The sequence below is a fragment of the Microvirga sp. VF16 genome (assembly GCF_016864375.1).
Classification (GTDB): domain Bacteria; phylum Pseudomonadota; class Alphaproteobacteria; order Rhizobiales; family Beijerinckiaceae; genus Microvirga.
The window spans coordinates 3,318,894-3,344,723 of the sequence record NZ_CP069354.1 but is presented as its reverse complement, the minus strand read 5'-3'; the positions used below and the strand labels follow the sequence as shown (position 1 = coordinate 3,344,723).

21 protein-coding genes and 3 pseudogenes are annotated in these 25,830 nt (G+C 62.5%); 8 read left to right on the top strand and 16 right to left on the bottom strand.

Annotated features, from left to right (window positions below):
• Positions 1 to 61: 61 nt before the first annotated feature.
• Both JO965_RS15585 and JO965_RS15580 read right to left on the bottom strand, forming a co-directional pair.
• Positions 62 to 634 carry a UbiX family flavin prenyltransferase gene (locus tag JO965_RS15585; protein ID WP_203439777.1) on the bottom strand — a complete coding sequence of 191 codons (573 nt, stop codon included), beginning with the start codon at positions 632 to 634 and terminating at the stop codon, positions 62 to 64.
• A pseudogene (locus tag JO965_RS15580) lies at positions 634 to 1,101 on the bottom strand (UbiD family decarboxylase); the annotation flags it as partial. The pseudogene JO965_RS15580 and the gene JO965_RS15585, both read right to left, overlap by 1 nt.
• A gap of 119 nt (positions 1,102 to 1,220) precedes the next feature.
• Here JO965_RS15580 and JO965_RS15575 point away from each other — a divergent pair.
• Positions 1,221 to 2,252 (top strand): IS110 family transposase, encoded by a 1,032-nt coding sequence (locus JO965_RS15575; protein WP_203439776.1) that lies wholly within the window; start codon positions 1,221 to 1,223, stop codon positions 2,250 to 2,252.
• Positions 2,253 to 2,693: 441 nt separating this feature from the next.
• Here the strand turns inward: JO965_RS15575 and JO965_RS15570 are convergent.
• The 3 genes and pseudogenes from JO965_RS15570 to JO965_RS15560 all read right to left on the bottom strand — a co-directional run.
• Positions 2,694 to 3,860 (bottom strand): annotated as a pseudogene (locus tag JO965_RS15570) (IS701 family transposase); the annotation flags it as partial.
• A gap of 62 nt (positions 3,861 to 3,922) precedes the next feature.
• Positions 3,923 to 4,909 (bottom strand): IS481 family transposase, encoded by a 987-nt coding sequence (locus JO965_RS15565; RefSeq protein WP_203444173.1) that lies wholly within the window; start codon positions 4,907 to 4,909, stop codon positions 3,923 to 3,925.
• Between the two features lie 112 nt (positions 4,910 to 5,021).
• Positions 5,022 to 6,068 (bottom strand): annotated as a pseudogene (locus JO965_RS15560) (UbiD family decarboxylase); the annotation flags it as partial.
• A gap of 227 nt (positions 6,069 to 6,295) precedes the next feature.
• On the opposite strand from JO965_RS15560, the gene JO965_RS15555 reads away from it, so the two are divergent.
• From JO965_RS15555 to JO965_RS15530, 6 genes are all read left to right on the top strand, one after another.
• On the top strand, positions 6,296 to 6,745 hold the full coding sequence (locus JO965_RS15555; protein WP_246776573.1) for an SCP2 domain-containing protein: 450 nt from the start codon (positions 6,296 to 6,298) through the stop codon (positions 6,743 to 6,745).
• Positions 6,736 to 7,713 (top strand): peptidase U32 family protein, encoded by a 978-nt coding sequence (locus tag JO965_RS15550; RefSeq protein WP_203439774.1) that lies wholly within the window; start codon positions 6,736 to 6,738, stop codon positions 7,711 to 7,713. The genes JO965_RS15555 and JO965_RS15550 overlap by 10 nt, the downstream gene beginning before the upstream one ends.
• 17 nt (positions 7,714 to 7,730) lie before the next feature.
• Complete coding sequence (locus JO965_RS15545) at positions 7,731 to 8,636, top strand: U32 family peptidase (RefSeq protein ID WP_203439773.1); 906 nt, start codon at positions 7,731 to 7,733, stop codon at positions 8,634 to 8,636.
• 203 nt (positions 8,637 to 8,839) lie between these two features.
• Entirely contained in the window at positions 8,840 to 9,862 is a 1,023-nt protein-coding gene (locus JO965_RS15540; protein ID WP_246776572.1) for an NnrS family protein, read from the top strand.
• 258 nt (positions 9,863 to 10,120) lie between these two features.
• Positions 10,121 to 10,516: a hypothetical protein gene (locus tag JO965_RS15535; RefSeq protein WP_203439771.1), complete on the top strand. Its 396-nt coding sequence runs from the start codon at positions 10,121 to 10,123 to the stop codon at positions 10,514 to 10,516.
• Complete coding sequence (locus JO965_RS15530; protein ID WP_203439770.1) at positions 10,506 to 11,234, top strand: Crp/Fnr family transcriptional regulator; 729 nt, start codon at positions 10,506 to 10,508, stop codon at positions 11,232 to 11,234. Before JO965_RS15535 ends, JO965_RS15530 begins: the two co-directional genes overlap by 11 nt.
• A 127-nt stretch (positions 11,235 to 11,361) precedes the next feature.
• Here the strand turns inward: JO965_RS15530 and JO965_RS15525 are convergent, their stop codons facing one another.
• Genes JO965_RS15525 through JO965_RS15495 form a run of 7 tightly spaced genes read right to left on the bottom strand, consistent with a single transcriptional unit; the run spans position 11,362 to position 20,398 of the window.
• Complete coding sequence (locus JO965_RS15525; protein WP_203439769.1) at positions 11,362 to 12,357, bottom strand: FAD:protein FMN transferase; 996 nt, start codon at positions 12,355 to 12,357, stop codon at positions 11,362 to 11,364.
• Positions 12,358 to 12,367: 10 nt separating this feature from the next.
• Positions 12,368 to 12,964 (bottom strand): nitrous oxide reductase accessory protein NosL, encoded by a 597-nt coding sequence (locus JO965_RS15520; RefSeq protein WP_203439768.1) that lies wholly within the window; start codon positions 12,962 to 12,964, stop codon positions 12,368 to 12,370.
• Positions 12,961 to 13,791, bottom strand: coding sequence for an ABC transporter permease (locus tag JO965_RS15515; protein WP_203439767.1), 831 nt, complete (start codon positions 13,789 to 13,791; stop codon positions 12,961 to 12,963). The genes JO965_RS15520 and JO965_RS15515 overlap by 4 nt, the downstream gene beginning before the upstream one ends.
• Entirely contained in the window at positions 13,788 to 14,708 is a 921-nt protein-coding gene (locus JO965_RS15510) for an ABC transporter ATP-binding protein (protein ID WP_203439766.1), read from the bottom strand. Before JO965_RS15510 ends, JO965_RS15515 begins: the two co-directional genes overlap by 4 nt.
• Positions 14,705 to 16,099 carry a nitrous oxide reductase family maturation protein NosD gene (locus JO965_RS15505; RefSeq protein WP_203439765.1) on the bottom strand — a complete coding sequence of 465 codons (1,395 nt, stop codon included), beginning with the start codon at positions 16,097 to 16,099 and terminating at the stop codon, positions 14,705 to 14,707. The genes JO965_RS15510 and JO965_RS15505 overlap by 4 nt, the downstream gene beginning before the upstream one ends.
• Before the next feature lie 4 nt (positions 16,100 to 16,103).
• Positions 16,104 to 18,053, bottom strand: a complete 1,950-nt coding sequence (nosZ, locus tag JO965_RS15500) for a TAT-dependent nitrous-oxide reductase (protein WP_203439764.1) — start codon at positions 18,051 to 18,053, stop codon at positions 16,104 to 16,106.
• A 17-nt stretch (positions 18,054 to 18,070) separates the two neighbouring features.
• On the bottom strand, positions 18,071 to 20,398 hold the full coding sequence (locus tag JO965_RS15495; RefSeq protein ID WP_203439763.1) for a NosR/NirI family protein: 2,328 nt from the start codon (positions 20,396 to 20,398) through the stop codon (positions 18,071 to 18,073).
• Positions 20,399 to 20,720: 322 nt separating this feature from the next.
• Here JO965_RS15495 and JO965_RS15490 point away from each other — a divergent pair, with 322 nt between their 5' ends.
• Positions 20,721 to 21,608, top strand: coding sequence for a ferritin family protein (locus JO965_RS15490; RefSeq protein WP_203439762.1), 888 nt, complete (start codon positions 20,721 to 20,723; stop codon positions 21,606 to 21,608).
• Positions 21,609 to 21,621: 13 nt separating this feature from the next.
• Here the strand turns inward: JO965_RS15490 and JO965_RS15485 are convergent, their stop codons facing one another.
• From JO965_RS15485 to JO965_RS15470, 4 genes are read right to left on the bottom strand one after another with little or no spacing between them, the layout of a single operon-like run.
• Positions 21,622 to 23,217: a CopD family protein gene (locus JO965_RS15485; protein ID WP_203439761.1), complete on the bottom strand. Its 1,596-nt coding sequence runs from the start codon at positions 23,215 to 23,217 to the stop codon at positions 21,622 to 21,624.
• A gap of 43 nt (positions 23,218 to 23,260) precedes the next feature.
• Positions 23,261 to 23,800: a YcnI family protein gene (locus JO965_RS15480; RefSeq protein WP_371826794.1), complete on the bottom strand. Its 540-nt coding sequence runs from the start codon at positions 23,798 to 23,800 to the stop codon at positions 23,261 to 23,263.
• A 40-nt stretch (positions 23,801 to 23,840) separates the two neighbouring features.
• Positions 23,841 to 24,224 (bottom strand): hypothetical protein, encoded by a 384-nt coding sequence (locus tag JO965_RS15475; RefSeq protein WP_203439760.1) that lies wholly within the window; start codon positions 24,222 to 24,224, stop codon positions 23,841 to 23,843.
• Complete coding sequence (locus tag JO965_RS15470; protein ID WP_203439759.1) at positions 24,221 to 25,393, bottom strand: hypothetical protein; 1,173 nt, start codon at positions 25,391 to 25,393, stop codon at positions 24,221 to 24,223. Before JO965_RS15470 ends, JO965_RS15475 begins: the two co-directional genes overlap by 4 nt.
• Between the last annotated feature and the right edge of the window lie 437 nt (positions 25,394 to 25,830).

Here is a 25,830-nt window from a genome sequence, read left to right as displayed (position 1 = left end):
CCTTCGTCGGTGTGCCAGGGACAAATTGCGTGTCCAGAGCTCGCTGATGCGATTGACGAGGCTATAGTCCGCTCCAGGACCCGGCAAGTGCAGGAATGTCGAGATCGAGCAGATCGATAACCCTGCGTGCCGTGTGGTCGACGATCTCGGAGACGGATCGAGGCTTGCGATAATAGGCAGGAACGGGAGGAGCGATGATGGCTCCGAGTTCGGTCGCGGCCGCCATCAGGCGGATATGCCCCAGATGGAGCGGCGTTTCTCTGGTGAGCAACACCAGTCGACGCCTCTCTTTCAAGTGGACATCGGCTGCCCGGACAAGAAGATTGTCGGCGGAGCTGTTGGCGATGGCAGACAAGGTTCGCATGGAGCATGGAGCCACGATCATCCCTGCCGTCCGGTAGGAACCGCTTGCGATCGTCGCTCCGATATCGTCGATGGAATGGTGGCAGGCGACTATCGCCTGAATCCGATGGAGCGCATCGTCACCCGCTTCGTGCGCGATCGTCCGCTCCGCGCTACGGGAGACCACGAGATGGGTCTCGCACCCAGCCGCAGCGAGAAGCTCCACCGCTCGAATTCCAAGCAGAGCGCCCGAAGCGCCACTGATCCCGATTATGACGCGGGACGATTGCATCAGGCTGTCCCCTTGAGATGATTCACGTCGAGCCCGAGCCGGCCCCAGATTTCGTCGACGCGAGCCGCAACGGCAGGATCCATGGCGAGGACTTGTCCCCATTCGCGATCCACTTCCGGAGCGATCTTGGTGGTGGCATCGATTCCGAGCTTGCCGCCCAAACCCGACTTCGGAGATGCGAAATCAAGATAATCGATAGGCGTGTCGTTGATGGCGACGAGATCCCGTGAGGGGTCTGAGCGGGTCGCTACGGCCCACATGACGTCGTCCCAGGAGCGCACGTTGATATCCTCATCGACCACGATGAGGAGCTTCGTGTAGGTGAACTGAGGGAGTAGGGACCACAGCCCGAGCATCACCCGGCGGGCTTGCCCTGCATAGCGCTTGGCGATGGAGAGGACCGCGATCCGATAGGAACAGGCCTCCGGCGGCAGCCATACGTCCCTGACCTCTGGAAACTGGCGCCTTAGATGCCGTAATGGGCCTGCCGCTCACGCAGTAGCGGAGCGGGGTGGCTGTCCCTCAGAGTGATGTGTGTTGGAACGGGGTCCGAGCGGATCGGCCCCAAGCATCATGAGGGACAGCCATGGACTACTATGCCGGAATCGACGTGTCTTTGGAACTGAGCAGCGTCTGCATCCTCGATGGCTCCGGACAGATTGTCCGCGAGGCGAAGGTCGCCAGCGAGCCGGAGGCGCTTGCGGCCTTTCTCGCCAGCCTGAGCCTACCGCTCACCCGCGTCGGCCTGGAGGCCGGGCCACTTTCGCAGTGGCTGCATGCCGGCCTTGTGCAGGCTGGGTTCGAAGTCGTGCTGCTGGAGACGCGGCATGTCAAGGCGGCGCTCTCGGCCATGATCGTCAAGACCGACCGGCGCGATGCGCGCGGCATCGCCCAACTGCTGCGCATGGGCTGGTTCCGCCCCGTCCACTGCAAGTCGCCGCCGGCGCAAGAAGTGCGGGCGCTGCTCATGGCCCGCAAGCAGCTGCAGGCCAAGATGCGTGATGTCGAGCTCAGCCTGCGTGGGCTGTTGCGCGGCTTCGGCCTGAAGGTCGGCGAGATCAGCAAGGGCCAGTTTGCCGCCCGGGTGCGCACCCTCACGGCCGGTCATGAAATGCTGGAGAAGATTGCCGAAGCCATGCTGCGCGCCCGGGACGCGCTGCAAATGGAGTTTGCCCGATTGCATCGGGCCATGCTGGCGATCGCCCGGAAGAACGAGGTCTGCCGGCGGCTGATGAGCGTGCCAGGCGTTGGCGCGCTGATCGCGGTCACCTTCACGTCCGCAGTCGATCATCCTGAGCGGTTCTCGCGCTCGCGGGCGGTGGGCGCGCATTTTGGCCTGACCCCGAAGAAGTATCAGTCGGGCGAGACGGATATCACGGGAGCCGTGAGCCGGGTGGGCGATCCGATGGTGCGCACGGCGCTCTATGAAGGAGCCCATATCCTGCTCACCCGCGCGGTGCGCTTCTCTGCGCTCAAGCGCTGGGCGCTGGAGGTGGCCAAGCGGCGCGGCATGCGGCGGGCCAAGGTGGCGCTGGCCCGGAAGCTTGCGGTCATTTTGCATCGCATCTGGATCGACGGCACCACCTTCCGCTGGAACCGGGAGGGCGTTGCCGCATAGGAGAAACAAGCGTTCGGAACGGGGCGGCGATCGTCCCGTTCTCCTGAGGTCCCGTCGCCGGGACGATGGAGGCGGTCAAGCCGTAAGTAGTGCCGTGAGCATCTCATCGAGGTGGAACACGCGCCTTAGATGGGCTGACCGCATCCTCTCTGATGGCATGGTGGGGCGGCCTCGCGTCGACCCCGAACAGAAGCAAGACTTCGGCGACAGGACAGTCACTCAGGGGCTTGACACCCAACGGCCCATTACAGAAGCACTACAGTTGCACCTTGCGTTTGCGATGTGAGGTTTGCGCCATCGCCTGATGCGCGCGTCGCCACGCGGACCAGGCGATCACGAAGGCAGGCTCGATCCGACGCTGCTGGAGGCGGGTGGCCACACGGCGGATTTCCTGGACAGACCATCGCACCAGCGCTGGAGCCGGGCTTCGTCGTTTCTTTTTTGGGGTGACGTGAGAGTGTTGGCGCGCTCGCGCACCACCGCCATCATGGCAAAGGCCAGCATCACCAGCGAGACATGCCGGTGCCAGCCATGCCACGAGCGGGTTTCGTTGTGCGTCAGCCCCAGCTCCGTTTTGGCGGTCTCGAACGCATCTTCGATCGCCCAGCGCTGGCCCTCGACCCGCACCAACTCTTCGATCGACGTGCCGGCCGGGCACCAGGTCGAGAAGAACGCCAGATCCCCATCAGCGATGCTGCGTCGGATCAGCAGGCCGCGCGTCCACAGGCCGGTGAGGTCTTCGTTGTACTCATCCGCCTCGAGATCCGCCAACTCTAGATAAGCCCATTCGTACAGGCGCGCTCCCTTGGTGCCGTCTCCCGCCGACAGGCGTCGCCAAGTCCCGGGAGCAAGAGCCTTTGCGATCTGCTCGGCCATGCCGGCCACCTCAGGTTTGTCGCCCCAGGAGTTGAACTGATCGGTCGCATGAGCGCCGAGCACATAGCCCTTGCCGGCCCGGCGCAACAGCATCTCGATGGAGCCCACGCCGTAGATGGAGTCCGTCGCCGCCCAGTCGAACGGCACGTCAGCCGCGATCGCGCGCTCGATCATCTCGGCGGCGATCTCGGGTTTGGTGACAAAGCGAATGGCATCCGGCACCTGAGCCGCCGTGCGGCGCTCGGGCGTGTTGGTCCAGTCCTTGGGCAGATAGAGCTGGCGATCGATGAAGGCGCAGCCCTTCTCCGACACGTAGGTGGCAAACACGCCGATCTGGCAACTGGTGATCTTGCCCGCCGATCCGGTGTATTGTCGGCCTACCCCGCACGAGCGCTGGCCTTGCTTGAGAAAGCCGGTCTCGTCGATCACCAGCACCGCCCCGGGTGAGGCGAGCGTCTCGAGCGCATAGTCGCGCACCATATCCCGCAGCGCATCGGCGTCCCAGTGGCTGCGGCCGAGCACCGCCTGCTGGCGCCAAGGGCCCGAATCGCCGGCGGCTTCCGCGCGCATCCAGCCGGTCTTGCGCCGCTCCGGCCCCAGCAGCCCGTCGAGGAAGGCGGCGGCCGAGGCGGCGATGCTGGGATGGGCAAACAGCGATTTGAGGTGAGCTTTGACCTGACGCAACTCCACGCACCAGAGTTCGAGCATCTGCTCGACGGCCACACCGGTCATGGCAGCCTCCTGTGTCAGATCAGGAGGTAATTAGCGCAAAACCGACGGGTGCAACTGTAGTGTTAGGTGTCTGGATGCGAGACCTCCTTGGCGTGAGCGACGACCTGGAGGGCTTGAGGCAAAGCGTGTGGATCGGGTGGCTTCGCGCGCCGATTGGCCAGCTTCGGCTCAGCGACCAAGCGGCTTCGCACGACCTCGTCCGGTGATCGCCCCTTGAGCACGCGCTGGCGTCTTCTGTTGTAGGCTTGGTTGAAGCCCTTGAGCAGCGTCTCCAGATCCCCATGGCTGTAGATCGTGATGCCGAGCACTTCACGCTGCACCCGTCCATTGAAGCGCTCGGCGAGACCATTCGTCTGCGGCGTATACGGCTTGGTCCTGCGATGCTCCACCTTCAACTGGTGGCAGGCGTCCTCGAAGCCATCAGCGGTAAAGCACGAGCCACGGTCGGTGAGCACGTGGGTGACCTTGAAGGGAAACGCGCGGATCGCTTCTTTGAGGAAGGCAATCGCGCTTATGGCCAGCTCGTCGTCTTTGACGGCCAGGTGCACCCAGCGCGAGCAGCGGTCGATGGCGACATAGAGGAAGCGTTTGCGGCTCTCGCCATTGGCGGTTCTCAGCTTGGGCAGGTGTTTGATGTCCATGTGCACGAAGCCGAGATCGTAGTCCTTGAAGGTGCCGCTCCGGCGCTGGCGCTGCTGCGCCGGTGGCAGGCGGCCTAAGCCTTCAGCCTTGAGGATGCGGTAGACCGCATCACGGTTGAGATGCGGCAGGAAATGCGTGACCACGAAGGTCAGATCGTCGAGCGGAAAGCCGGTGGCCTGCCTCAGGGCGCAGACGATGGCGCGTTCCTCCTCGGTGGCCCTCCAGGGCAGCTTGTGCGGCCGGCTGCTGTGGTCCTGACAGTCTTTGGGGCCGCGCTTGCGCCATTTGCGGACCGTCTCGGTGCTCACACTGAAGCGCTGGGCCAGCACGCCCGTCGGCTCGGATGAGCGGGCAATCTCCTGGCGGACGGCTGGAGTGGTGCGGGCTTGCGGATGAAGGGAGTGCATCATGTCCTCCTGCGATGAGGAGCTCGGCGCCGCAGGCCGTCAAAGCGCCAAGCATACTCCTCAATCGCGCAACGCACTTGGTCCCAACAACGTTCCGCCACCAGACAGTTAGGATGGGAACGAACAGCTCGTTGAGGGCCTCGCCAATGCGGGAAGGCTCGTCCGGCGCGCGTCCGGTGAAGGTGGACAGGTAGATCGGATCCCGGCGCATCGTGATGGCGATTACCTGCATGACGGGAAATCGTTCGACGGCATTGTAGTAGCCCGTGTGATCCCCGAAGGGTCCCTCGGGTGCGGTCTCGCTGGCGGATACCAACCCCTCGATGACGATCTCCGCGTCTGCCGGCACTTGAAGAGGAATGCTGACGCAGGGCGTGAGCCTGGAGCGCCGCCCTCTCAGAAGACCCGAGAAACGCAACTCCGACAGGTTCTCCGGGAGGGGCAGAACTGCAGCCAGCGTCGTGGCTGGATCCGTCCCGATCACGACAGCGGTCGGCATCGGCTCGCTGGACGCTTGCCACTGTCGATGATGACGGGCTCCACCACGATGCGCGAGCCAGCGCATGATGGTCCGATCTCGACCGAGCACCTGCATCCGGTACACGCCGACATTGTAGTCGTTCACGTGAATGCTGTCCGGCGGGCGCGTGATGACGAGCGGCCAGGTGATGAGCGGCGCGGGCTCGCCGGGCCAGCAGATCTGAACCGGAAGTTGTCCGAGATCGACGGCATCGCCGGTCAGCACGGTTCGGGACAGTCCCGTCACCTCCATGGCGCGCATGGCGAGGGCCGCTCGTGCCAACGGGAGTTTTCGCCAGACATCCGCGATGTCCTGGGGCGGGCGCGGCTCGCGCAGCTCGGCGAGCATCTCGCCAAGGCTGGGGAGTTCGCCCGGGTCGACCCCGAGCCCCCAGGCGATGCGCTCGGTCGTCCCGAAGAGATTGGCGAGGACAGGCATGTCCGCAGGCCGGCCATCCGGCTGGACGGCACGCTCGAATAGGAGGGCAGGTCCGTGCTCCCGGAGCACCCGCCGATGGATCTCGGTGATCTCATGCACCACGGATACCGGCTCCCGGATCCGGACGAGACGACCGCATGCTTCCAGAAACGTCATGAAGTCGCGAAGGTTCTGAAAAACGGGCAGGTCATGATTTCGCATCGCTATCCTCGGCTCAGTGTCTCGTTCGATGGGCCAGTGAGGTGTCTCTGTCCTTGCTCCAGCGCAAATACAAGCTTGGCCGCAGCATGTAGATCGACCTCAAGGATGCTCTCATGACGCCACTGCACACGCCCGTTTCAACTCTTCCTCCTCTCGTCTCGGCTGTATTGCGGCCTCTACCCCTCCCGCCGCTCGAACTGTTTTTGAAGGCAGTGCTGAGAAGGATTGTGCGACAGCATCCGCGCATATTCGGACGTCTCGGGTTGCATGCCGGAAAGCGATATGGTCTCGCTCCTTGCGACGTGCCTTTCGCGTTCATCCTCGACACGACCCCACAGACCCCACAGATTCGAGCAGTACGCCGGCTGACCGCTTCACTCGACGCCAAGATCTCCGGCCCGCTGGCCGCATTGCTCGGCATGGCCGACGGATCATACGACGGCGACGCTCTGTTCTTTTCCCGCACGATCGTGGTGGAGGGCGACATCGAAGCGGTCCTTGCTCTCCGGAACGCGGTCGATGACGCAGGTGTCGACGTCCTCAGGGAAGCGGCTGCCTTGTTCGGACCTCTGGGACAAATCGGGGAGGTTTTATTCCGACACCGACGGGCGGTGGAGGAAAAACGCGAGACCGCAGTGCATCGTCAGGAGCCAAAAGGACAAACGCCATGGAACTGATCTGTCCGGCCGGAACACCGGCCTCTCTGCGCGCGGCCGTGGATGCCGGAGCGGACGCAGTATATTGCGGCTTCCGAAACGAGACGAATGCCCGGAACTTTCCGGGCTTGAACTTCAGCCTCGAAGAGCTCTCGGATGGCGTCGCGTATGCTCACCGGTATGGCGCGAGAGTGCTCGTGGCCATCAACACATTTCCCCGTGCGGGAGCCCAGGGTTTGTGGCGAAAAGCGGTGGATGATGCGGTGACGGCCGGGGCCGATGCGCTCATCCTTTGCGACGTCAGGCTTATGGCTTATGCTACGGAAGCTCATCCCCGAGCGCGCTTGCACGTCTCGGTACAGGCTGCTGCCGCGAATCCTGATGCGATCGATTTCTATGTCGAGCGGTTTAATGCGAAGCGCGTGGTCTTGCCGCGCGTGCTGAGTGTGCCCGAGATCGCAGCCATCACGCGTGCGACGGCCTGTGAGGTCGAGGTGTTCGTCTTTGGGGGGCTTTGTGTGATGGCGGAAGGGCGTTGTTCCCTGTCATCCTACGCAACCGGACTGTCACCCAACATGAACGGTGTGTGCTCGCCTGCGAGCCATGTGACCTATGACGAAGAGTGCGGCGCGGTCATCTCACGGCTGGGCGGCTTCACCATCAATAGGTTCGAGAAAGGCGAAGCGGCGGCTTATCCCACTTTGTGCAAGGGGCGGTTTAAAACCAAGCACTCGACTGGATACATTTTCGAGGATCCTGTCAGCCTCGATGCTGCCACGCTCCTGCCCGGCCTGCGGGATGCGGGCGTCACGGCGCTGAAGATCGAGGGAAGGCAGCGCAGCCGCGCCTATATCGAGAACGTGGTGCGCTCGTTTCGCGAGGCCCTTGCGGCCTTGGATCACGGGCGATCCATTCCCGTCGGCATGCTCCAGCAGATGAGCGAGGGGCAGAGCAACACGCTGGGCGCCTATCGCAAGACATGGCGCTGAGACAGGGAGATACCACCATGAAGCTGACGCTCGGCCCGGTTCTGTATAACTGGGAACCTTCCGTCTGGCGGGACTATCATTTTCGGATTGCGGACGAGGCACCCGTCGATACGGTCTGCATTGGCGAAGTCGTCTGCTCGAAGCGCCTTCCTTTTCTCCAGGACATGATCCCGGAGGTCGTTGAGCGTCTGGCGCAAGCCGGAAAGGAGGTTCTCCTGAGCTCGCTTGCGCTTGTCACTCTGGAAAGGGAGAGAAAGCAGATGGCCTCTCTGACGCGGGAGGCGGATCATCTGGTCGAGGTCAACGACATGTCGGCGCTCGTGCATCTTGCCAGACGCCCCCATGCGATTGGTCCCTACGTGAACGTCTACAATGAAGCGACGTTGAACTGGCTGTCCGACAACGGCGCGCGTCGGGTCTGCCTGCCGCCGGAGCTGCCCACTGCATCCATCCGCATCCTAGCTGAAGCCTGTCCGGACCTGGAGCTTGAGGTCTGGGCCTTCGGGCGGGCTCCGTTGGCGATCTCGGCCCGCTGCTACCATGCCCGGCTTCACAAGCTCACGAAGGACAATTGCCAGTTCGTGTGCGGAAAAGATCCCGACGGCTTGGCGACAGATACCTTGGACGGGCAGCAATTCCTGACGGTGAACGGCGTGCAGACACTGTCATCAACCTACGTCAACCTGATCGAGAGCATTCCCGATTTCAAAGCAATGGGTGTCGCATCTTGCAGGCTCTCGCCGCAGACTTGCGATATGGTGGCAGTCGCGAAAATCTTTCGTGACGTCTCAGACGGTCTCATCGATCCCGAGCAGGGTAGGGTAACTCTCGCCTCGCTATGTGACGGCATCTCCTTTTCCAATGGATTCCTTCATGGTCGCGCCGGCATTCAGTATCAAACTGGCCATGGTGCCGAGGCGTGACGGTGTTCGTGTCGTCAAGCAGCCTGAGCCGGACAGGTTTCAGGATCGGCATCCGAAAAGGAAGCCGCTCGAGTGAGTGTCTCCATCGCAACGCCAAGAGATGAACTTTGGAGCGTGAGAGCAGCAAGGCGGGACTCGAGCTTTGTCGCGGGCAAACGTTTCGGGCCGCATTCGCACTAGCGTGTCTGTCAGCGATCAACGCCATGGCTGTCCTGGGCCACGACGGCTCGCACCCGCGCGACCTTTTGGTGAGCTTCGTACCAATACTTTTGATTGGCTTCCTGTCCGTGGCGCTTCCGCGCTGGACCAGGCACGCCATCGCGCCTCCTGGAGTCCTCGAGGTTCTGCTTGTCTGCCATGCACTGGCATTACTACTGACATGGTGTGCGCCGAGAGCGAGCCTCTTTTTGCAGGTCATTGCCACCATTGCGGCAAGTGCTGTTTTCGTGCGCCACGCGATCGTCGCGAGAGTCCGCGGCACAGCGTACGTGGTTGCTCTTGTCGGTATCCAGGCTATTACAGGATCCCTAGTTCCGTACGCATCCCACTTGGGTCCGGTCTTCACCCGAATCTGTCTCTCCGCGATCATCTTGCTTTGCCTTGAGCTTGGCGGTCGTATTGCATTCGCCCTTGTGAGTGCTGCATTTGAACGCGAGGGCTTGGTGCCACCTGCCCCTGTAAGATCAGGTCTTGTGCTTGCTCATCGCGTTTTTGCTGCCGGGGCACTTGCGTTATGGTCGCTTGACATTCCGTTCTGTATTCTGGCGTTTGTCGCGGGCTTTGTGGGATTTAAGCGGCTGATTCTCCTGCGACCGTGGGGAATCCGCCCAATTGCTGGCATCCTTGCCGGACTTGCGGGTGTTGCCTGGATGAATCTCGGTTTCGTGGGACTGGGCATCGTCCAGGCAGAGATTTATCCCATTCCAGACTTAGCCATCATTCACGTATGGTCGGTCGGAGGCCTCGGAACGATCGCGATAGCCGTCATGACCAGCGTCACGCGCAAACGTGACCAAATGTCGTTCCAGCCCTCATCTCTCACCAACACGTCCTATGCCTTGATTGCCATGACCGCAATTGTAAGGATTTCCGCTGCCATGATCATGGCCAGTCCTGTTTTCCTGTTCGCAGCAAGACTCGGCTGGATAGCCGCCTTCTCCTGTTGCTTGACCTTCATCGTATCCGGCCTGTGGGGCAACAACAGGACAAGAATTTCATGGAGCTGACTGCGACCTCTCTTTTCAGCTGCACCTTTCACGCAAGCGTCGATCCCCACTGGCCGATTGGGTCCCGGTAGAGTTATGCCGCGGGCAGGGTACGGTCGCCGCGAGCACGGCTGTCATTAGCCTGCTGGCTTCCAGGGCGAGGGGGTGAACACAGCAGGCTACTACCCACACATGCCGCGCGACAGTCGTTGCGCTAGCGCAATGAATCGCGGAACCTAGTGTGTCTTCTTATTCCAGGCAAACCAGCAGGAGGCCGGAATGGAAGAACAGTCAACCGACCAAACTCCGTCACATCTCTTAGATCGCGTCCGTGCAGTTCTGGGAACGCTTGAGTTAGACTGCAGATGCCGCGAGAAGCTTGATGACGCCCTGGAGCGCTTTGAGGCGCTCGAAAGCCGACGGCAGCTTCGCGCCCTCATCCTAGATGCGAGGCATCAAGCTGAACGTATTGCAGCGCTCCTGGAGCTTGTCAGCGAGCTCGATACGGTCACGTTCGATGAGGCGGATCTCAGCGTCTTCGATGAAATCGCGCTCCTCTTCGCGGATATCGGTCTCGCAGCTGCATGCGGTGCCGAGGACATGACAAGAGCCAGGGGGCTTGCGTCCTGTCGGGAAGGTCTGACATCCGCGTCGGGAGATTGCGATGGACGATGAAGCACTGTCCATCGGACTGCTCAGCGGGCTCGAGAAAGACGTCGCGAGAGATCTGTTGCGCCAGGCAAAGCGGCGGCTTCTCGCGGCGGACACTGTGTTATTCGCGGCTGGACAACCCGCCCGGGCTGTCCATGTCCTTGTCTCCGGGGTCGCTCAGCTCGTGCAATCCACGCCGCGAGGTTCGCGCGTGGTCGTCAAGTACGTTGGACCGGGTGAAGTTTTCGGCAGTCCGGCGCTGCTCGACAGGTTCTACCCAGTTGATGCTGTCGCGATCACGGAGTGTGAGGAGCTGCAGTGGCCGGCACCCGCGCTCAGGGCAATCGTTGACCGTTATCCTCAGGTGGCCCTCAACGTTATCCGCGATCTTGAGACGCGTCTGCGAGAGATGGAGGACCGGGTGCGGGATCTCTCCGGCGAATCCGTTGAACATCGATTGGTTCGCGCCATCCTCAAGCTCGTCGAGAGGTTTGGCCGACAGGGACCGGAAGGGATCGAGATTCCATTCCCCGTCAGTCGCCAAGATCTCGCCGATCTGATCGGAAGTACCCTGCCAACAGTGAGCCGGACACTCCGCAATTGGGAGGCGCAGCGCCAGATCAGGCGGTATCGGCGTCGATTGGTGATCGCCGACGTGGAATCCGTGGCCGGGATTCTGTACAAAAGCACCTCGCCCCAACCGCAGGTGAGAAGAAGCCATCGACGTGGCGGGCGGGGTTAGAGCATCTTTCGGCGACGTAGATCCGGTTCTCCGTCGAAATGCGGTAACTCAATGACGGGAGATGATTCCATGCACATGGAAACAGCTCTACATCACAAGGTATTGCCTGTGGTCGAGAGGTGCCCCATCAGCCCGTCAGGACACGTAGCTCCCCCTGTGCGGTAACCAGCCTGACCTCTCCGCCCTCCGTTTTTAGGATGCTCCCGATGCTGTCTTCAGACACGAGACTGAACGCCGTCGACAACGCATCGGCCGCCGTCGCCGTCGGCATCAAGACGGAGACGCTCCGATACAGGTGGGCCGAGGTGCCCGTTCGCGGATCGAGCAGATGGTTGAAGCGGCCCTCCGGATCGAAGCGGAAGCCGTACCCTCCGGAAGTGGCAACGGCCTGATCGACAGCCTCCAGCGTGTCGTTGATCCGCTCGGGGCGGCCGGGGTCGGCGATGCCGATACGCCAGGGTTCGCCCGAGGGGCGGGACCCGATGGCTCGGGGCTCTCCCATGTCGACGAGCGTATTGCGGATGCCGCCCGCGCGCAGAATATCCACAACCCGATCAGTCACGTAACCCTGGGCAATGCCGTTCAGGGTCAGTCCCATTCCACGCTGGGCAAGGACGATCCGGTTAGCGTCGAACCTCACTTGGCCGAACCCGACCCGTTCCATGGTTTCACGGAGGGCAAGAGTGGACGGCCCCGAGGGATTCGCATCGGTCTTGGAAAAATGGTCCCGGTATAGAACCCACAATGCCTGCACCGTCGGGTCGAAGGCACCTCCGGTCAACTCCCAGTAACGGCGACATTCGGCCAGGACCGCGATCAGCTCCGCGGGTGGGGCGACCAGGACGCCGTGACGGTTCAGCGCCACCAGGGCAGAATCCCCCCGGTAGAGGCTGAACACCGCCTCCAGGCGGCGGACCTCGGCGAGCGAGCGCTCGACCAGCTGCCCTGCGACGATTCTGTCATGGTGGTGCACCTGCAGCGTCGCCACCGCGCCCATGACTTGGCCGTGCCATGTGACCAGGTGGGCCTCGGCCTTTGCCGGGCGTTCGAACGGCGCGAGGCCAAGTCCTGCCGCGGCGGCGGTGATCCCGATGAAGCGTCGGCGGGAGAGAGGGGGGGGCATGGCTGGTTTCCTAATGGATGTGGCCATCCTTTGGGGCAGGGGCAGTATGGTCCTGATGTTGCCCGCTTGCGTCATGGTCTTGTCCCACCGCGCTGGTAGTCTCACTCGTGCTGCCCAGGACATAATCCTTCGGCACTTCCGCGAAGGCCACAACGCGGCCGCCGTTCTCGGCCGCGAACTTCTCGGCCGCGCCCTTGTCGGAGAACGGCACTGCCTCGTCACCGCCCATGCCGCCTTTCATGCGGCTGCCGATCACGAACGAGGCCTGCTTGGCATCAACCCAATTCGTCGTCCCGGGGGTCTCCCAGTTCGGGGCCTTGGCCATGTCGGAGACGTAGATCGCTCGGATGTCCTTCGGCTCCTCCGGCAGCAGCGTGAACGAGATCGCGTCCCGTGCCGACGAGAACCAGACCGGATCCTTGCGGCTCGCCAGGATGATCTGCCCCTTCGGTCCAGTATGCTCCAGCACGTTCATGCCGCAATAGTGGCCGATGGCCGAGGCTGTCATTTCGTACGGGGGCGGTGGGGCCTCGGCGGTCTTCTGGTCGTTGCAGCCCGCCAGCGCAAGCGCACCGGTGAATATCGCGAGGAAAGCGATCTGTCTCATAGTTCTCTCCTGGAGAAGGCGAACGCCGCGAGCCCGAGCGGCAGAAGTGCCCAGGCGGCAAGCGCGGCGAGGAGGACGGACGGGCTCAGCGTCGTGGTCTGGGCGACCCCGGCCATGCCGGAGAACGCGCTCACATTGCCAGACCCGGTCAGGTTGAACAGGCGGTAGGCATCGGTCGGATTCAGCAGGAGCAGGGCATTCAGCAGCCCGCCCGAGAGAACCTGTCCCTGGTCGACCACGAGCAGCCCGAGCAGGGCCATGTCATAGATCAGCACGAACACGAGCCAGATGCCGATGGCGATGCCGGCGGCGGTGCCGCGCTCGCGCACCAGCGCGCTGACGAGATAGCCGACCGCGATGAACGCAGCCCCGAGCAGGATCGAAGAGCCGATCATCGAGGCGAACGCCGTCCAGCTCTCCCAGTCGATGGCTTCACTGGTTGCGGCCAGTGCGCCCGCGGCGGCCCCATAGCCGAGCAGCGTCGCGAAGGCGAGGATCGACAGGTGGCCCACGAACTTGCCGAGCAGCACCTGCCAGCGCGCCACCGGGTAGCTCAGGAGCAACAGCATCGTGCCCCGTTCCATCTCGCCGACGATGGCGTCGTGCGAGATCAGCAGGGCGATCAGCGGCAGCAGGAAGATGGTGAGGCTGGACAGGCTGACGATCACCACGTCAAGCGCCCGCACCCCGACGGTGCCGGTCGGGGCGCTGCCGAGGAAGGTGAGCGAGAGAGCAAGCGCTGCCAATAACAGCGTCGTCGCCAGGACCCAGCGATTGCGCAGGCCCTCCTGGATCTCCTTGCGCGCGACGATCAGGATGTTTCTCATCGCGCGGCCTCCTGCGAGAGTAGGAAATGGGCGTAGAGTTCGTCGAGAGTCGGCGGGACCACATCGAGATCCTCGACGGGAGCGCCTTCATCGGTCGCACGCCGCAATACTTCGATCTTGCTGTCAGGGCCCGCATCGATCTCGACCATGTGGCCGTTGATCCGGCGCCAGGCATCGACAGGACCGAGCCATTTCGGCACGGTAGCCAAACCCGCATCGGTGACTTTCAGCCGGATGCGGGTCGGCAGGCGCGCGATGCGGCGCAGCTCGTCGAGGGTCCCGTCCGCGACCTTGATCCCGCGGTTCATGATGATTACCCGTCCGGCGCGTTCCTCCAGCTCGGTCAGGGCATGCGAGGACAGCAGGAGCGTTGCGCCGCGCCCGCGCAGCTCCTCGACGATCTCGTAGAAACTGTGGCGCAGGGCCGGGTCGAGGCCCGTGGTCGGCTCGTCGAGCAGGAGGACGCGCGGTTCGCCCAGAAGCGCCTGCGCGAGCCCGAGACGCTGGCGCATGCCCTTCGAGTACGTGCCGACCCGCCGGTTGGCAGCATGGGTGAGTCCGACCCGCTCGAGGAGCGATGTGACCGACTTCGCCGGTTCCCGCTTGAGGCGCGCGTAGAACGCCAGCGTCTCCTGGCCGGTCAGGGCGGCGTTGAACGAGACGTTCTCCGGCAGATAGCCGAGCTTGCGGCGCGCTGCGAACTCTCCCGCGGCCGGATCGTCGCCGAGAACGGTGATGCCGCCTTCGGTTGGCCGAATCAGGCCCAGCATGAGCTTCATCAGGGTGGTCTTGCCGGCGCCGTTGTGGCCGACGAGAGCCACCGTCTCGCCTTCCTTCAGCTCGAAGGAGACATCATGGACAGCTTCGACTTGGCCGAAGCGCTTGACAACATGACGGATGGCAACCGTTGCGCTCATGGTTTGCCTCCTTCGGCGAGCTTCGGGCGCTCGGGCGGCGCCATGAGAGGATGACTGTCGACCAGGCCTCCCGGTAGCAGCGCTGGGAACTGCGCCTGCGCCCAGCGGATCACCTGCACGGCAGGACTGTTCATCAGCACCTTGGCCTGCGGCGCGGTCCAGAGCACCTTGTCGACAAGATCATTCGGACGATAGGCGTTGTCGCCCAGGCCGTCGCCGTTCAGGTCGAAGGCCGGGTTGTCGCTCCAATAGTTGCCGCGTCCGCCTTTCGACCAGTCGAGGTAGCGGGTGCCGACATACTTCACCTGGTTGCGGTTTTTGATGAAGGCGTTGCCGGCGATCTCGTTGCCCTCGGAACCGGCAGTGAAATGGATGCCGATCTCGCAGCCCTCAAACCAGTTGTCGCGGAACCGGTTCTGGTTGGCGTTGTAGATGAATACACATTTCTCGGGGCCGATACGGTCGCCAGCTGCAAGGGCCGGCTCGGCCTCACGCTCTTTTGGCAGTCCGTGTTCGCGCGCTTCGGCGTCATGCAGGCCGGCGGACGTCCAGCGCGAAGCCGGCTGGAGGCGGCCACGCACAGTGTTGCCCGTGATCTGCGAGCCGTTTGCGAAATTGAACAGGAAGCCGCGGTCGCGGTCGCCATCCGAAACATTGCCGCTGACCTTCAGCCGATGCGAGTACATGATCGCATACCCGACCGTATTATTGACGGACACGTTGTTCGTCACCTGTCCGTCGTTGGTATACATGTAGTGGATGGCAAAGCGCAGGTCGCGGAAGCGGTTGCCGCTGAACACATTTTGCCGGCTGGCGACGGAGAAGATGCCATCGCGCCCGAAGCGGAAGCTGTTGTCGAGAACCTTCGCGCCCGGCGCATCCCAGACCGAGACGCCATTGCCGGCGTCGTTCATGCGGCCCGCCTGGATGCCGATGATCTCATTCTCGCGTACGACGGCATCGCGCGCGCCATGGATGTAGATCCCGTAGAGATTGCCCTTGACGTGATTCTTCTCGACGAGGGCGCCGACCGCCGACTTCTCGATGAAGACGCCGGAATCCATCTTCTCAAGGTCTCGGCCAGAGCCTTGGATAGTCAGGCCGCGCACGACAGCTTCCGGGGCGGAGAGGGTGACGACGCTGCCCTTGCCCGGCCCGATGAGGGCCGCGCCCGGTTCGCCCTCGAGCGTCACCTTGCGCGTGAGGCGAACGGGGCCGCGGTGCTCACCCGCCTTGAGGACGATCACGTCTCCCTCTGCGGCGAGGTCGAGGATTTCCTGAGGATTGTCGGCCGAGCCGACCGTGATCCGCTCCGCCCGGGCGGGCAGGACGAGACTGGCGGCGAAGATCGCCGCCAATCCCCAGCGTACCATGGTACGAAGGCTTGCCATAATGTCAGGTCGCCTGTGGCTCGACGAGCATGCGGCCCTGCATCTCCATGTGCATCGCATGGCAGAACCAAGTGCAGTAGTACCAGTACACGCCGGGCTTCGAGGCCGTGAACGTGACAGATGCCGTCGCCTGTGGCGCCACCTCCATGTTGATGCCATAGTTGACGATACAGAACCCGTGGGTCAGGTCCTCGACGTCATCGACGTTGGTGACGTAGACAGTGACTTCGTCGTTCTGTTTCACCTGGAAGCTCTCGAGACCGAACGCCGGTGCGGCCGAGGTCATGTAGACCCGCACCTTGCTGCCATCGCGGATCACCTTGGAATCCACCATGAGATCCACGCCATCCGCCTTGGCCTCCTGCACGGCGTCGGCGAAGAATGGGTCGTCGCGTTTCCACACATGCAGTGGGTTGATCTTCGAGCGATGTACGATGGTGGCATCGTGCGGTTCGGCGAAACTTGGGCCGTCATGCACGATCACCATCTGGTCGCCTGAGATGTCGATGAGCTGATCGTTCTCGGGCTTGAGCGGGCCGACGTTCAGGAACCTGTCTTTCGAGAACTTGTTCAGCGAGATCAGCCATTTGCCGTCCGCCTCCTTGGTCTGCCCCATGGAGGTGTGGTTGTGGCCCGGCTGATAGTGGACGTCGAGCTTCTGAAGAACCGGATTGACCTTCTCTCCCTTGTAGGCGCGCTTCGCCAGGTCGATGTTCCATTTGCACACCTGACTGTCGAGGAACAGCGTCGTGTAGGCATTGCCCTTGCCGTCATAAGCGGTGTGCAACGGTCCGAGGCCGAGCTCCGGCTCGGCGACGACCACGTCGCGCGGCTGAATCTTGTCGTCGAACAGGTCGTCGAGCTTGCGTGCGTCGAAGACTGTGACGGTGGGAGACAGCTTGCCGTTGGCGACGAAGTGGATGCCGTCCGGAGCGGTGTTGATGCCGTGCGGGCTGTTGGCCACCGGGATGTAGCGGGTGTACGGAGAACCCTTTTTGCCGTCGAGGACGGGTACGCCATTGATCATTTCGGCCTTGCCGGCCTTCACCGCCTCTTCGATGCGCTTGAGGTTGAAGATGACGACCCAGTCCTGCTCCTTGGCCATCATCTCGGCCAGCGTGACGCCTTCCTCGGAGTTGTAGCAGGTCGACCAGGCGTACTTGCCCTGGTAGTCGGCATCGACGTTGTCGAGGTTGCCGTCGACCTTGATCTGCCAAGCGATCTTCATGGTCTCGCCGTCGACGGCGGTGAACATCGAGGTGTACTGCTTCGGGTCGTCGAGGATCTTGCCGTCGTTCGGGATCGGCACCCGATCCTCGCCGTTGCAGAACACGTAACCTGTCTTCGGGTACTTCTGCACGCGCAGACCGTGCACGGTGGACTGGTTCGGCAACTGAACGATCTTGTCGCACTTCATCACATCGAGGCGGATGCGGCAGACGCGGGTGTTGGACTTGTCATTGGCGAAGAGGTAGCGCCCGTCGTAGGTGCCCTCGGTGAAGGACGGATGCGGATGGTGGAGATCGCCGTTCATGTAGATGCCGCCGCGGTCCTTCAGGAACTCGCGGTTCTGCGGCGTCAATCCTTCGGTAAGGATCTTGAGGCTTTCATTCGTCTGGCCCCAGCCGGTGGCACTGTCGCGATTGAACACCGGAATGCGCATCAGTTCGCGCATCGATGGGAGACCGACGATGCGGACCTCGCCGGTCTGGCCGCTGGAGAAGAACACGTAGTACTCGTCGAGTTCGCCAGGCTTGACCTCATATTTGGCCGCGGTGGCGGGCCGTGCGGCCGGCGTGGCCGGGCGCGTCTGCGCTTCGGCCGGCGTGATTACGCCTGCATCCTTCAGGGAAACGCCCCCCGCCACACCGGCGGCTCCCGCCGCGGCCGCGGCGGCGGTCGTTCCGAGCATCTGACGGCGACTGAAACCATTCTTCTTTTCTTCCTGTGACACGTGAGCCTCCTTCTTGCTCATGAAGCGGTGGTCGGGACATCGGCCGTGGTCGGCGCATCCGTGGGCGTTCCGACTACCTTGCCCTTATGGGTAATGATGGGTTTAGCGGGGCCTGTGCCGCCATCTTTGCTTTGGCGCATGGACGGGGACGAAAGCGCTTCGCGCTTCTCACGCTTGAGACGCACCTGGATCATGTGCGGGCAGCGATGGTCGTCGTGGTACAGCTCCTGGCAATGCATGCAGTAGATGCACTCGTTGACGTTGATGAAGCCCTCCGGGTGGATCGATTGCACCGGACATTCCTTGGCGCAGCGCTGGCATGGCGAGCCGCATTCAGGCCAGCGCTTGAGCCATTCGAACATCCGGATCTTGCCGGGGATCGCCAGCGCCGCGCCGAGGGGGCAGAGGTAGCGGCAGAAGAAGCGCTCGATGAACAGGCCGATCGAAAGCAGCGTCAGGGCATAGATGACGAAGGGCCAGTCGCGGACGAACTTCAGGATGATGGAAGTCTTGAACGGCTCGACCTCCGCGAAGACCTCGGCGAGCGCGATGTTGTAGAGCGAGAGGCCGAATAGGCCGAGGAAGATGACGTATTTGATCGGCCACAGACGCTCATGCAGCCCCCATGGCACCGTGATCTGAGGCACCTTGAGCCATTGGGCGATGTTGTTGGTCAATTCCTGGAGCGCACCGAACGGGCAGAGCCAGCCGCAGAAAGGGCCCCGTCCCCAGAACAGCAGCGCTGCCGCAACCGCCGCCCACAGGACGAAGATCAGCGGAGCGGCGAGGAAGAATTCCCAGTTGAAGCCCGTGATGAGCGAATTGGTGAAGGTCAGGACGTTCACCACCGAGAGCTGGGCATTGGCGTACCAGCCGAGCCAGATGAGCGTGAAGGTGAGATAGGCGCGGCGCACCCAGACATAGACCTTGGGACGCCGCACCAGGGCGTCCTGGAAGAAGAAGATGCCCGTGAGGACCAGAAGCGCCACGGCAGTGATGCCGATGGAGACGGTGTTGGTCTTCCAGATCTTGAGCCAGAGCGGCTCCTCTACCTCTCCCGCGGCCAGCGCGTTGGCGTCGTTCAGCGATGGTTCGGTCGATGGGGCAGCAGGGGCGGGTGCGCTTGGTTGCCCTTGCACCTGGGCCTGAGCCGGAACTTGAGCAGGAGCCTGCGCGACGGGCGGCAGGGGTTGCTCTATCCGGAGATACTGATCCGGCAGTGTGTATTCGAGGTTGTAGGTCAGGAAGGCCTTGTCGCGCGCGCCGACATTGCGCTGCACGAGCAGTTGCAGTTGCCACGGCTCGGTGAGATCGAGCTTGAAGTCCTCGGGCACGATGAACAACGCGATTTCGCGCAGAGGCGGAGCCCCCTCCGCAGCAAGGTCGCCGAGGCGGGTGTGGTTGCGGTCGCGGAAGCGGGTGCTCTGGCCCTCTTGAAGCAATTCGATGCGGTCGAAGATGCCGCCGCGGACATAGCCTGAGCCCTTGAACGAGTAAGCTCCTTCGCCCGCCACGACGATGGCCTGCTGGTCCGGCTTGAGCCTTGCCTTGAGCTGCTCATAGCCCGTCTCCCCGAGCAGGCTGCGCCCGATGGTGGGAACGCTCACGGGTGCGACATAGAGGTCGATGAAGATGTCGGCCGGATCGGCCGTCTCCGCGTTGGCTGCAGCCTCCTGGTTGCCGGCCTTGGCATAGGCATCGTTGACCTCGCCAACGGTCAGCGACAGGCGGCGGACCGAACCGTCGCCCAGGAGAGTCTGCCAGTCGCGGATTTCGCTCTGCGACAGATCGAGCGTTCTCACGGCCGTCGAGGCAGGGGCGGCCGTTCCTGCGGCAGCACCTCCCGCACCGAGGCGGCCGCTGCGGATGAGGCGCACGGCCGAGCGCACGACACTGTCGCCCATGACAAGGACAGTCACGGTGGCGCCGCTGACAATGTCGACCTGAGGCGGCCGCTCGGCTCCGGTCGCGACGGGCTTCATGTCCTTGCCGACGAGCGTGTTCACCGCGGCGACGATCCGGCGCTCGGGAATGCCGACGAGAACGATGGGCTCCTTATGGTCGACCAGCTTGATTCCGGTGATGACGCCGTTTGGATTGATCCCAACCAGAAGGTTGATCGGCTTGCCGGAATAGCCGGTGGAGCCGGTGAAATCGGTGTTCAGGTAGACATAGCCGAGCAGGCGGTCTCCCTGATGGACAGGAACGAGCGGCGGATCCCCTTGGGGCGCTCCGAAGCGGTCGGCACCGGGGAAGAACTCGGCAGGCTGAGCCTTGGGTAGGAATTCTTCCATTCGCCCTGCAGCGAGAACCGGGCCTGCGCCTGCTAGCAGCAGGAAAAGCATTCCGAGGATCAGCGCACCGCAGATCGAGTGTACGGAGCTCAGGCAAGTGCGCCGTCTAGGTTGCGGGATGCGTTCTCTTTCCAACAGGGGACCGTCCACGGTGGAGCATGTGATTCAACTCGGGAAGATGTCGGTCGCGCCTGAGTTGGAATGTCCAGGCAGTCGCAGCTTGATCTTCCCGGGGTTCTTGAAACGTGGCCAATGAACCCAAGGCACTTTATGGGCCATGCGAGCGGGAAGGTCTTTGATCTGGCGCAAGTCACCCCTATGCGGATGCGTCTAACCTGTCTCGTATGCGCCACAATTTACGTCGGAGATCGCGATGTCGCTGTTGAAAGCTGAACCGTCAGGTGCCGTGAAGTCCTTGGAGGAGCTTTTCGCCATCGCCTCCGCCATGGAGCATGAGGCTGCGACGCGTTATGCGGAGATTGCTGTGCGAATGCGCCTGGAAGGCAATCCATCACTGGCAGAAGTGTTTGAGCGACTGTCGGCAGATGAACAGGGGCATCTCGATAGCGTTGCCGCTTGGTCGCAGAGCGCCAAGGGGCAAAATCCCGATCCGACCGCAATTCGTTGGAAGCTTCCGGAAGCTTTCGACGATGAAGGCGTCGCGACGACCGATCCCAAGCTGCTGAGCGCCTATCGGGCGCTCTCGATGGCGGTGCGCAACGAGGAGCGCGCCTTTGCCTTTTGGAGCTATGTCGCCGCCCATGCGGAGGCACCCGAGATCCAGGATGCGGCGGAGGCCATGGCCCATGAGGAGCTGGGGCATGTGTCGATCCTGCGGCGGGAGCGCCGGAACGCCTTCCATGCCGAGCGCAGGAAATTGAGAGCCGGTCCCGCAGACGGGACAACTGGGAAAGACCTCGCCGCTCTGGAGCGGCACCTCGCCGATCTGCTCGCCCCTCTCGCGACCAGAGTAGCCCCTCAGGACAGCGCGCGCGTTAAGGGCTTCGCCGACGAGGCAAGGCGTCATGCGCAGGAGCTTGATCAATTTCCCATTGCTCTGCCAGGGAACCTGGGCCGAGGGACTCCTCCGGACGATCCTGTGTCCTTGGCCGAGCTTCTCACCGACCTCTACCTCGAAGCCGGCGACGCCCTGCGGAACGAGGAAGCGCTGGCGCGGGTGCAGGCACTGGCTGGACGCGCCATCATTCGCTTAGCTTGGTTGCGGGCCGATCTCCCGGAACTGCGGCGGGGTGAGGGTTGAGTGCTACCGCTTACTACGGCCTAACCACGATCTTTCCCTCGAGGCTTGCCTTTTCGAAGTCGTCTATGAGGATCTCCACCTTGGTTTGCCAAACGCCCGCTGGGGCCAGAACCAAGGCATCGATCTCCCATCCATCGTGCTCTGCCTTGCGGGCCCGACGTTTGATCGGTTCGATCCCGTCATCCGGTTTCATCAAGATCAGGGACACTTCCTTGGGCGCGATTTTTTCGGCGTTTCCGGAAGCAATGACGATCCTCGCCTGCACGGCTCCTGCCCGTCCAGGAGAGAGCGTCACCTGTGCCATGAGGCGCGGTGAATGGAGATGAGTGCTGGCTGATGCGGTTGTCTCTGAGGCGACCGCCACCGCCCGCGGCGGTGGCGTGAACCGCCAAAGGCCGACCAGCGCCAGCACAGCAAATACCAGGACGATTTCGGTCGCGATAGAACGAACGAGCCATGCGCCGCCGGAGTTGCTTGGGACAACCAATGTGGGCGTGAGCCGAAGGCGGTTCAGAGCAGCCAGACCGATGAGCGCTGCAACGATCAGCGTCTTGGCGATCAGAACGCGCCCGTAGGCGGAACTCGTCAGGTTCGCGGGATCGGCCACCTGGATTGCGGCCAGCAGGAGACCGGCCAGCGTCAGGATTGCGACCGCAACGACGGCGCCGATCGAGAACCGACGGACAGCGGCAAGGGCCTGCGCATTCGCCTGTCGGACTGTCCAGAGCAAAGGGATCAAGGCGCCGACCCAATAGGCCACGCCGACCGAATGGAGAAAGACGGCGGAACGTGTCAGCCATTGCGGGGCCGCCGTGCTAGCGTGACCGCTCAATGTCAGGGACAGACCGACTCCGATCATGGCCGCAAGACTGCATGCCCGCCGCCATCTTGTGGATCCGTGCAGGCCAATCCATGCGATGAAGAGGGCTGTCATTCCGGCCGCCACTGTTGACCCGAAAGATGTCTGCCATCCGGCAGCCCACCCGGCATATGCTCTCAGGCCTGCTAGAGGCAGCCCCAATACATCGAGCCCGTGAAGGCCCAACGACGTGATGGCAGCAAGGAGGCCCATGACAAGGAGGCCAGCAAGCACACGCTTCCTTCCGCTTGTCGAGATCGGAGCCAGCCAAGCCTGGAAGAACACACCTCCCGCGCCGACGAACAGTCCCAAATACAAAGCCATCCGCGTCAGCCAAAGGGTGCGGTGCACTCCCACACTGCCTTCCATCTCGGGAGTGAGACCCGATTTGGTTGAGACGCCGATCGAGAACACGATCAATCCGCCGATGGGGTGACCATCGCCTGAAGTCACACGGTAGCTTAGGATTTGACTGCCCTGAGGCAGGTCGGAAGGCATCGCGACCTCAAGCACTTCGTTGTGCGCAGAGGACGCCAGACCGCGGTGCACGTTCCCTTTAGCGTCGGTCAGACTGATGGCCAAAGGCGACACGGGTTCATTGAAGCGCAGCCGAACGCTCGATGGCGCGAGTTCGACAATGGCACCGTCATAGGGATGGGACTCGATCAGGGCTGCATGCGCGAGGGCGGAATTGCAGCCGCAGAATCCCACGAACACCAGGGATATCAAGCTGACGACGACACGAATCATGACTTCAGGGGGGCCGCATCGCGGCCCCCTTTCTCCTTATCTGTCAGTGCGCGCTTGTCTTTGCCGGCAGAAGTTTTAGTCCCGGAGCGGGATACTCGTAGTCATCGGCGCTCTTACCCTCAGTCGGCACTTCAATCCAACGATCGGCCTTGCCGCCTTCGCATTCCTGAACGGTGGGGATGTAGAGCATGGTGTTCGGCTGGAGGCTGTCCGTCAGGTAGGCGCGGAAGACGAACTCGTCGTAGTATTCATCGAGCAGCTTTCCTGTCCAAACGATCTCCCGCACGCCTTCGGACACTGCCGTGCCGTGGTAATCGAAAGTCTTGCCATAGTGCGTCTGAACAGTCTCTATCGTCCAGTCAGCCTTGGGCATCGGCTTGACGTTGATCACGCCATCCGGAATGCGGATGCGCAGTTTCAATGTCGGCGAACCTTCGCAGCCGTGGCCGACGCGCAGCACCGCCTTGTAGGTGGATGCGACAGGGGCTTGCTGGCTTTCAAGGGTCGTATGGGCTTGGGCTCCATAGGCGAGCGAGATCAGTGCGGAAGCGGCGAGCACCCCGCGGGAAAGGATCGTCATCATAGTTTTGTCCTGTCTGCTGGAGATTGATCATGAGTTGAGATCAGGCCAGTATCGGTGGCGCCCGGGCACCGACAGGATAGGGAAGGGAGAACTGGATCAGCGCAGGCGCGGAGCTCTCCTTGAAAGTCAGGATGGCCGAGATCGGATGCGGCAGGAACCAGCCCCCGTCTGGCGGAGGCAATCCCTGAAGGTAGCTCAGGATGCAGCAGACCTGGGGGTGTTTCTCAGTCTTCTTCGGATCGCTTGAATGGGACAGTTTCGCATCATCGGCATGATGCAGATTCTGCGCCGCGGCATTGCGGATGATAGTCGGTCTCGGCGCTGTCCCGAAGGCCATCAGGCCGATGTGGAGGATCAAGGAGAGGGCAGTCACCAACGAGGCCGCGTGGCGAGCCCGAATTGGTACCCGTAAGGACTTCCTCATGGCACGCGACCTACATTCGCATGCGATGGGACCGAAGGCGGTGGTAGAGGCTCGGAGCCGATCGGGGCAAAGGAGCCTTTGTTGCGCCAGCGGGCGAACGCCAAGCTGCCGACAAACGCCATGAGGGCCACGAGCGTGAGGATGGCGCTCCCCATTCTTCCGGCCTCCCAGCCGATGAGACCTCCTCCGACCCGCAGGATCACGGACGCGTGCAGAAGGAGCAGCGGGACGTAAAGGGCAGAGGCATACCTGAGCCGGATACGGACGATTGCAGGCAGGATGATCAGCGCATGCCCGAACACCATCGACAAGACGAAGCCAATCAGGACCGCGTGCAGTACGACGTCGTATGCGAAGCCGTTGGTCGGTGGAATGACGATCAGGACAAGCCCGGCCACGGCCAGCCAGGGATAGCCTGCAAGCATGCAGATGGCCATGAAGCGGACCTGCCCCGTCCTGCGCACGTTCAGGCGCGCGATGTCGTGCCGCAGCAGCCACAACGCAGTCGCAAGAAGGGCAACGCCAAAGAGCACTGCTCCATTTGGGCTCGGCAGTCCGTTGTGTGAGCCGACGGCAAGGAGGCCGATCGAAAACAGGAACAATGCCTCGGATCCGCGTCGCTGCGGCATCAGGCGGCTGAGCTCAAGGCGTTCACCGGCGATGGTCAGGATCAGGAATGCCAGCCACCACCCCGTCACGTCAGGCACCGATTGCCCCATGAGACAGAGGCTGTTGCCTGCGAGCCATGCGAGCGCACCGAACAGCAGAGTACCAGTGAAAAGCGCCGGCTGGTGCACGGTGATCAGCAGCGATGATCCTGCCAATGCGACCGACGCGGCGGTGTATAGACCTGCTCCGAATTCCACCGGAGCGCCGAAGAACAGGGCAAGGGTTCCGCTGCCTGAAAGGATGGGAGCAGCATAGGTCCAGGGGCGACGGAGAGCGACAGCACGCTCTAGGCTGATCAGCGCCCCGAACAATCCGGAAATCATCAGCGGCCCGTGGATCTCGGCCAGTGAGGAGCCATACGGAAGACTCAGCCCGAGCCGCCACCATGCTCCACAAAGACCGGCCCCGAGTGCGATCAGGCCGAGGATCAGAAGGATACCATGGAGCCATGCCTTGGCGCTTGTTCGGCCGGGCCGAAATGAAGGGAAGGAGGACGGCATGGACATCGAGAATCCATCGAGGCGGCGGAGCAGGAGCTGTTCCAAACTGCGTTGAATGTTGCACCACACGGCAAACTATCTCTTTGACGTCGCTCAAACATGACCGCGAAATTCCGAAGCATTGCGCCGCGCCTCACTCCTCCATCAGGACCAGACGATGTCGGTACGAGGGAGGAGACCTGACAACGCGCTCAACGAGGATCTGCAGATTCATTCCCGCATTCTGTGCGACGCTCAGCCGCTCTTTGGACTTGGCTAGGAGTGTCAAGAAACGAATGCGGGGATGATCATCTCTAACGCCTGCAGTGACCGAGCAGGTAATCTTTCGGCGGTCAACGATCAGGCAAGCTTCATGGGCAACGAATCGGTCGGAGCAGTGCCCGAAAGTGAAGATTGTAGGAATAAATCGCTTTATCTGATCTAGCGCATCGTACGGA

Excerpts from the sequence above, each read along its gene's own strand:
- JO965_RS15585 (WP_203439777.1), bottom strand. The coding sequence starts at position 634 with ATGCAATCGTCCCGCGTCATAATCGGGATCAGTGGCGCTTCGGGCGCT.
- JO965_RS15575 (WP_203439776.1), top strand. The coding sequence starts at position 1,221 with ATGGACTACTATGCCGGAATCGACGTGTCTTTGGAACTGAGCAGCGTC.
- JO965_RS15565 (WP_203444173.1), bottom strand. The coding sequence starts at position 4,909 with ATGCACTCCCTTCATCCGCAAGCCCGCACCACTCCAGCCGTCCGCCAG.
- JO965_RS15550 (WP_203439774.1), top strand. The coding sequence starts at position 6,736 with ATGGAACTGATCTGTCCGGCCGGAACACCGGCCTCTCTGCGCGCGGCC.
- JO965_RS15545 (WP_203439773.1), top strand. The coding sequence starts at position 7,731 with ATGAAGCTGACGCTCGGCCCGGTTCTGTATAACTGGGAACCTTCCGTC.
- JO965_RS15540 (WP_246776572.1), top strand. The coding sequence starts at position 8,840 with ATGGCTGTCCTGGGCCACGACGGCTCGCACCCGCGCGACCTTTTGGTG.
- JO965_RS15535 (WP_203439771.1), top strand. The coding sequence starts at position 10,121 with ATGGAAGAACAGTCAACCGACCAAACTCCGTCACATCTCTTAGATCGC.
- JO965_RS15530 (WP_203439770.1), top strand. The coding sequence starts at position 10,506 with ATGGACGATGAAGCACTGTCCATCGGACTGCTCAGCGGGCTCGAGAAA.
- JO965_RS15525 (WP_203439769.1), bottom strand. The coding sequence starts at position 12,357 with ATGCCCCCCCCTCTCTCCCGCCGACGCTTCATCGGGATCACCGCCGCC.
- JO965_RS15520 (WP_203439768.1), bottom strand. The coding sequence starts at position 12,964 with ATGAGACAGATCGCTTTCCTCGCGATATTCACCGGTGCGCTTGCGCTG.
- JO965_RS15515 (WP_203439767.1), bottom strand. The coding sequence starts at position 13,791 with ATGAGAAACATCCTGATCGTCGCGCGCAAGGAGATCCAGGAGGGCCTG.
- JO965_RS15510 (WP_203439766.1), bottom strand. The coding sequence starts at position 14,708 with ATGAGCGCAACGGTTGCCATCCGTCATGTTGTCAAGCGCTTCGGCCAA.
- JO965_RS15505 (WP_203439765.1), bottom strand. The coding sequence starts at position 16,099 with ATGGCAAGCCTTCGTACCATGGTACGCTGGGGATTGGCGGCGATCTTC.
- JO965_RS15495 (WP_203439763.1), bottom strand. The coding sequence starts at position 20,398 with ATGCTTTTCCTGCTGCTAGCAGGCGCAGGCCCGGTTCTCGCTGCAGGG.
- JO965_RS15490 (WP_203439762.1), top strand. The coding sequence starts at position 20,721 with ATGTCGCTGTTGAAAGCTGAACCGTCAGGTGCCGTGAAGTCCTTGGAG.
- JO965_RS15485 (WP_203439761.1), bottom strand. The coding sequence starts at position 23,217 with ATGATTCGTGTCGTCGTCAGCTTGATATCCCTGGTGTTCGTGGGATTC.
- JO965_RS15480 (WP_371826794.1), bottom strand. The coding sequence starts at position 23,800 with ATGATGACGATCCTTTCCCGCGGGGTGCTCGCCGCTTCCGCACTGATC.
- JO965_RS15475 (WP_203439760.1), bottom strand. The coding sequence starts at position 24,224 with ATGAGGAAGTCCTTACGGGTACCAATTCGGGCTCGCCACGCGGCCTCG.
- JO965_RS15470 (WP_203439759.1), bottom strand. The coding sequence starts at position 25,393 with ATGCCGTCCTCCTTCCCTTCATTTCGGCCCGGCCGAACAAGCGCCAAG.